The sequence below is a fragment of the Mangrovibacterium sp. genome, assembly GCF_059905295.1.
Genome location: NZ_JBZQJF010000239.1, coordinates 1 through 6,285 on the forward strand (window position 1 = coordinate 1; position 6,285 = coordinate 6,285).

General features: G+C 46.7%; 5 protein-coding genes and 1 pseudogene. 3 read left to right on the forward strand and 3 right to left on the reverse strand.

Annotated features, from left to right (window positions below):
- From AC37HE_RS12440 to cbiB, 3 genes are all read left to right on the forward strand, one after another.
- Positions 1-190: nicotinate-nucleotide--dimethylbenzimidazole phosphoribosyltransferase (locus AC37HE_RS12440; protein ID WP_500783168.1), on the forward strand; the 190-nt coding region annotated here is incomplete at its 5' end.
- A gap of 482 nt (positions 191-672) precedes the next feature.
- Positions 673-2,169 (forward strand): cobyric acid synthase, encoded by a 1,497-nt coding sequence (locus AC37HE_RS12445; protein WP_500783169.1) that lies wholly within the window; start codon positions 673-675, stop codon positions 2,167-2,169.
- Positions 2,170-2,279: 110 nt separating this feature from the next.
- Complete coding sequence (cbiB, locus tag AC37HE_RS12450; RefSeq protein ID WP_500783170.1) at positions 2,280-3,209, forward strand: adenosylcobinamide-phosphate synthase CbiB; 930 nt, start codon at positions 2,280-2,282, stop codon at positions 3,207-3,209.
- Between the two features lie 107 nt (positions 3,210-3,316).
- Here cbiB and AC37HE_RS12455 read toward each other — a convergent pair whose 3' ends face one another.
- The 3 genes and pseudogenes from AC37HE_RS12455 to AC37HE_RS12465 form a co-directional block, all read right to left on the reverse strand.
- Positions 3,317-4,207 carry an inositol monophosphatase family protein gene (locus AC37HE_RS12455; RefSeq protein ID WP_500783171.1) on the reverse strand — a complete coding sequence of 297 codons (891 nt, stop codon included), beginning with the start codon at positions 4,205-4,207 and terminating at the stop codon, positions 3,317-3,319.
- 11 nt (positions 4,208-4,218) lie between these two features.
- Positions 4,219-5,196: an oxidoreductase family protein gene (locus AC37HE_RS12460; RefSeq protein WP_500783172.1), complete on the reverse strand. Its 978-nt coding sequence runs from the start codon at positions 5,194-5,196 to the stop codon at positions 4,219-4,221.
- A gap of 106 nt (positions 5,197-5,302) precedes the next feature.
- Positions 5,303-6,285 (reverse strand): annotated as a pseudogene (locus AC37HE_RS12465) (carboxypeptidase); the annotation flags it as partial.

A 6,285-nucleotide genomic window follows, 5' to 3' on the forward strand; every position in this document is an offset into this window, starting at 1 on the left:
TAAGATGCTGAACTATATGAACGCCGATCCGGTGTTGGCTTTTGGCCTTCGTTTGGGTGAAGGTACCGGTGCAGCACTGGCTTACCCCATGATGCAGGGTGCTGTAGCCGTGCTTTCGGAGATGACTTCATTCGAAGAGGCGCAGGTGATCAATACCAGCCATATCCGGTTTGAAGAAGCAGGGAGGTAAGGAGTAAGGAGTAATGAGATGCGAGTAGGGAGACATGAGCGATTAGTCGCAGTGAGCAATTGGATACCGTCCTTGTTTTCACCCGCTAACTCCCTGAAGGGAGAACCAAACAAGGACTACATTGCCAAACAGTCTGATCGTAATTTGAAAAACTGAAGCCAAGTCCCCTTTAGGGGATTTAGGGGTGAAAAATGGAATGAGTTCTTGTCTCACAACTCCATACTCAGGACTGTTTGAAAGAAGCTAATAGTTCTGTTGGTTTGACGTTCTACTTAGGTTGAATAAAAAAGATAAGGTTTACAAGCCTAGCTCTTAGACCTTATTCGCAGTTCTAAACCTTAGTAGGAAAGAAGGACAAAGAAGGGCCATAAGACCTTATTACCTTATTGGGAGGTATGAAGTATGAATGTTCAAAAAAGTCGTGAGTTGTCTGTATTCCAACTCACGACCCGGTACTCATGTCTCACGACTAAAACAAAGAAATGAACGATAACACACATAACGCAAAACTTAAACCCATCATGTTTGTGGGAACCGGCTCCGATGTGGGCAAGTCGGTGATTAATGCTGCCTTTTGCCGCATCTTTAAACAGGACGGCTACCAACCGGCTCCGTTTAAGGCGCAGAATATGTCACTCAACTCCTTTGCCAGTGCCGAAGGACTGGAGCTGGGACGGGCGCAGGCTGTGCAGGCTGAAGCCTGTGGCATTCCCTGTCTGAGTGCCATGAATCCCATTCTGCTGAAACCCACCAGCCATACCAAGGCGCAAGTGGTGTTGAACGGTAAACCGATGGGAGACCAATCGGCACAGGAGTATTTCCTGAAAACTGATCGGCAGTTTCTGTTCGATGAGGCCATGAAAGCCTGGCGCTCGCTCGATGAAAAATACAATCCCATTGTGATGGAAGGAGCGGGTAGTATCTCCGAAGTGAACCTGTGGGATAAGGACATCACCAATATGAGGATTTCCCTGGCAACCGGAGCTCCAACCATCCTGGTGGCCGACATTGATCGTGGCGGAGTTTTTGGCAGTGTTTTCGGGACCATTAAATTGCTTCCCGAGAATGAACGGAAGCTGATCAAGGGGGTTCTCATCAATAAATTTCGCGGCGATATTGCGCTGTTTCACGACGGGCGTAAGTTGCTTGAAGAGCTGACCGGCATTCCGGTGATTGGCGTGGTTCCGTATTTCAGTGATATCCATATTGAGCAGGAAGACAGCGTGGTGATCGATTATAAACGTGGTAGCGTGAAGGATGACGGTAAGGTGAATGTGGCGGTGGTTTTACTGCGGCACATGAGCAATTTTACCGACTTTAATATGCTGGAGCGCATGCCCGATGTCAATTTATATTACTCGGCTAATGCAGACGAAATAGCAAAAGCTGATTTGGTTTTGGTACCGGGATCGAAGAATACGATTTCTGACCTGATGTACCTGAGGGAACGCGGTCTGGCCAAAGCGATTCTGCAGGCTGCCGAATCGGGAAAAGGGGTGTACGGTATCTGTGGTGGTTACCAGATTTTGGGTGAGGAAATCCGCGATCCCCATCACGTGGAGGGTGAGATTGATGCTATTCCAGGTCTTGGGCTTTTACCGGTTGTTACGACTTTGACAAAGGACAAACGGACCGTTCAAACAGAGTTCAAATTTGCTGATCGTGGGGAAAACTGCTCGGGCTACGAAATTCACATGGGGAATACCGAACTGAAGGGTGGACAACCGCTGTGCAGTCTCATTGACGGCAGTACGGATGGTTGTCTGGTTTCGCCAAAGCTGTGGGGAAGTTACCTGCACGGTATTCTCGACAATAAAGCAGTGGTTGAAGAAATGTTGAAAGCAAACCAGTTGAAGGCTGAAGTGACCGAATTCGACTACGCAAAATTCAAGGAAGAACAATACAACAAACTGGCCGATCATGTCCGTGCTTATGTGGATATGGACTATGTGTACTCGGTGATGAAAGTGGACAAATAAATGCTTCGTCATTGCGAGAAGGGACGACGAAGCAATCTTTTCTGACTTGGATAAGAGATTGCTTCTCAGACAACTGCCGAATCGCAATGACGTTTACCAAAAGACATAGAATGGATTTTATTTTTCTCATACTCCCCCTTGTAATTGGGTTTGTGCTTGATTGCCTATTGGGTGATCCGCGCTGGCTACCGCATCCTATTCGTTTGTTTGGCTGGCTGATTGGCTGGTTCGAAAAGCGATTTAACCAAGGTGAAAACCGCAAGCTGAAAGGTGCGTTGACATCCATTCTTTTGGTTGGCGGAACCTGGCTGGTTCTGTTTCTTTTGTTTGGCTGGTTGGAGGATTTCCCGATCGTTTACCTGGTGGTAGCATCAGTTGGTGTGTTCTTTGGTTTGGCGAACCGCAGCCTGATTTATGAGTCGTGGCTGGTGATTCGTGCTTTGGAAAACGACGGATTGGAAGTAGGGCGCAAGCAACTGAGCTACATTGTTGGCCGCGATACGACGAAGCTGAATGAGCAGCAAATCCGGACTGCAGTTTTGGAAACCATGGCTGAAAACCTCAGCGATGGGGTGATCGCTCCCCTGTTATTTTATGCTTTAGGTGGCATTCCTGCCCTTTTTGCTTTTAAAATGGCCAGTACCCTCGATTCGATGATTGCATACAAAAGTGAGCGCTTTAAGGCCTATGGTTGGTTTGCTGCCCGCCTAGATGATGTACTCAACCTGATCCCTGCTCGATTAACAGCTTTGCTAATGGTTCTGGTAAGCTTCAGCTGGAGTGGAGTGACGCATGTTTTCCGCTACGGGCATCAGCATGCCAGCCCGAACGCGGGGTATCCGGAATCAGCTTTGGCCGGAATTATGAAATGTCGTTTTGGTGGTCCCAATATCTACCATGGCCAACTGGTTAAAAAGCCGTACATCGGCCATTATCAAAAGACGATTACTACCCGTGACTTTTGGTTTACAGCGTATGTGAATACGGCTACGACGGTATTGATGACTTGTGGTATAGTCGTGATTTACTTTTTTAGGTAGTTACAGAGCACGTCCTCCTGAAATTGTTTCAGGATCTCTCGACTAAATAGAAAAAATCCCGTCCGATAATTTCAGGACGGGATGTCCTTTATCTCATTACTCAAATCTTATGACTCGCTACTCAACTTCTTGCCAAGCTCAATAATCTCCTTGGCCAATTCTTCATTGGTGGCATAAAGTACACCGTGATGGTTTAGGTAGGTTGAATCCGGACGGTTGAGGTCGAGCGGATTACCATCGATGTCGCTTACCCAGGCACCGGCTTCTTTAAAGATACAGGCGCTGGCCGCGAAATCCCAGATACTACCGCCACCATCTACTTTTTTCGGATAGGCGAAATAGCAGCCGGGAGCATTTTCCAATGCCCAGCAGGAGATCATAGCAGCACCGCCCTGGTATTTTTCGGTCATACCCTTGTAGCCAAGCTTTTCGCTAACAGCTTTCATTTCTTTTATGGTGGCTTCTTTCAGCGGATGGTCCAGGAAGCTTTTTCCATTGAAGAAGCCAAGAGGAGCATCATCTTCAGCTTCCACAACCCATTTGCGACCACTCATGAAGGCTCCCTGACCTTTCACGGCTTGATATATCGTCTTATTAATCGGGTCGAAAATAACACCAATTACCGGTTCTCCCGATTTCGACACCAGGGCAATCGAGGTTGAGTAACCTTCTTCTTTGTTGATAAAGGCCAGCGTTCCGTCAATTGGGTCAATAGCCCAGAAGTAGTCTTTTTCGAAGCGTTCGTGGTTATCGGGGCTTTCTTCACCCAGCGTACCCAAATCAAATTGCCGGGTCACTTTCTTCAGCATCTTCAGGATCGTTTCCTGAGCCATTACATCTACTTCGGTAACAACTTGTGATGCCAGCGTGTCGCCAACACCTTTGTTTTTCACTTCAACATCTTTCTCGGCGTAGGACGAGATCAGGTTTCCGGCCTTCAGGGCTGCCGAAACAGCAGCTTCGCATATGATGGTTAAATCAAAATCGGATAATTGCATAGTCGGGTATTTTAATTTTTGATTTCTTTTATTACTTCGCGGCAAACACGCTCGCTGTAGCTGTTAATTTTCCAGTGGCCGGGGCTCCATCCTTTCAAAAAGCGATGAAAGTCGGCCCAGGCCGTATGATATAAGGTTCGCCAATCGGCTTGTAAAGCCTCAAAATCAATCGACTTATCCTGTTTGTTTAGTGCTTTTTCTAGCGCTGCGAAGTAGTAGTCTAAAATTTGTTGTTCATGCTCCTCGCAGTCTTCTTCATACAAACAGCTACCTACAAAATAGGCAACATCCTTCATGCCGCAACCACCGCCAACATATTGAAAATCGACTGCCGCCACTTGCCTACCATCGGGTGAAAAGCAGAAGTTTGCCAACTTGGCATCGCCATGGACAAAGGTTTGGAAAGGCGATGCTTTTAGTCGTTCATCAATGGCTTCGGCTGCGTTTTTGAGGGCTTCATCAGTCAAAACATCTAACTCCTCGGGGCGGGTTTCCAGGTGCCAGTAAGTACCCGATTCCCATAAACCTTTGGGTTGTTGGTTCATGAATGTTGCATGAAAATTGGCTAGCCATTTGAGGCAAATCACCATTTCATCCCAGTTCAACCGGTCTTTCCGTTTGGGGTAACCCGCCGCATCCAAATCCTCCAGAACCAGCAAGACTTCTTCCCCTGCTCTATCCATGGCCAGACAATGAGGAATGCGACAGTTGTCGTCGCAAAGTTTGCTGTAATGCTCATAGAAATAACTTTCAACCTGGTACGATTTTAACTTCCTGTTGTGCGAGAGGTTGCTGTTCCATCCGCGCGGATTTCCGGCACCATCGAGCAATCGCACGTGCTTAACCACCACCGATGGAACTGAAGCTCCGATCAATTGGTAGCGGATGATTTTTCCGTAGCCACTCCAAAGGTTTTGAATGGTTTCAGAAGCGCCTGTTTGTTCTGCTTGCGTTGCTTTTAAAATGGTTTCGAGAAACTGCGAGTTCATGAAAAAGTACGATTTGAAATGCTTTGAGGTAGCCAAAGGTAGTTTTCAAATCGTACTTATCGGGTCAGCAAGGCTAAAAATCGCCTTTTGTAAGCCGGAGATTAAATTATTGTAACTGAGAGGTGATAAACTCCGCTAAGTCTGCTTTAAATTTAGGCATGGCATCTTTGGACAAATAAATCATGTGCCCGGTGTGGTAAAATTTTAAGATTAAGTTCTTCTTGATTTCCTTGTTCAGTTGCAAGTGGTTCAAGCAATATTCAACCCCGAAATAAGGAGTTCCGTTGTCAAAATAACCAGCCATATTCAGCACTTTCACGGTCGGATCCTGCGACATGGCTTCTGCTAAGTCATTGGCTGTATTGATGGCTATCGAGGACCCGTGCATCAGGTTTCCCTTGTGTTTCCAGTCCCAATTGAAATCTTTAAGACCCCGGGCGGTGATGTTGTAGGTCAGATTGCGGTCAACTTTCAGGTCTTCGTACAGGTAGTTCAGAAAGGCGACTTTCAAAGGGGGCATTATAGCCGGAAACAGGGGCTGATAATCTGGCCTTTGGCTCAGTAGATCACGATTGATACCCACATATCTCGAATCCAACCGGTCCAGAGTTAAGCCTTTGTCGCGCAGGAGTTCCTGCAAAAATTCCCGATTGGTCAGTCGCAGGTTTGCTTTTAGCCAAACTGATTTTTTTATCCCGGTGTATTTGGAAAGCTGTTCTGCTAATTGATCCGTTTCTTCATCACTGAGCTGGTCCCCTTTCAGTAGTGCCGGACCGTAGACGTTTTGTGTAAATTTTTCTACCTCGGCCAGGAAATTTTCCAGGTTTTCGGGCTTGTTTTCCAACGCATCATGGTACCAGGCCGTAGCTGCGTAAGTGGGCAGAAAAACATAGTAAGAAGTATCATCGTTGGGCGGGAATATAATTGATCTTAAATCAAAAACGGAGGAAACCATGATAACTCCCCGGAAGGTAATTCCCTGATCGAGCAAGTATTTCATGACTCCGGCATTTCGGAATGTTCCGTAGCTTTCACCCAACAGGAATTTGGGCGAATTCAGTTTTCCGTTAGCAATAAGAAACTGCTGGA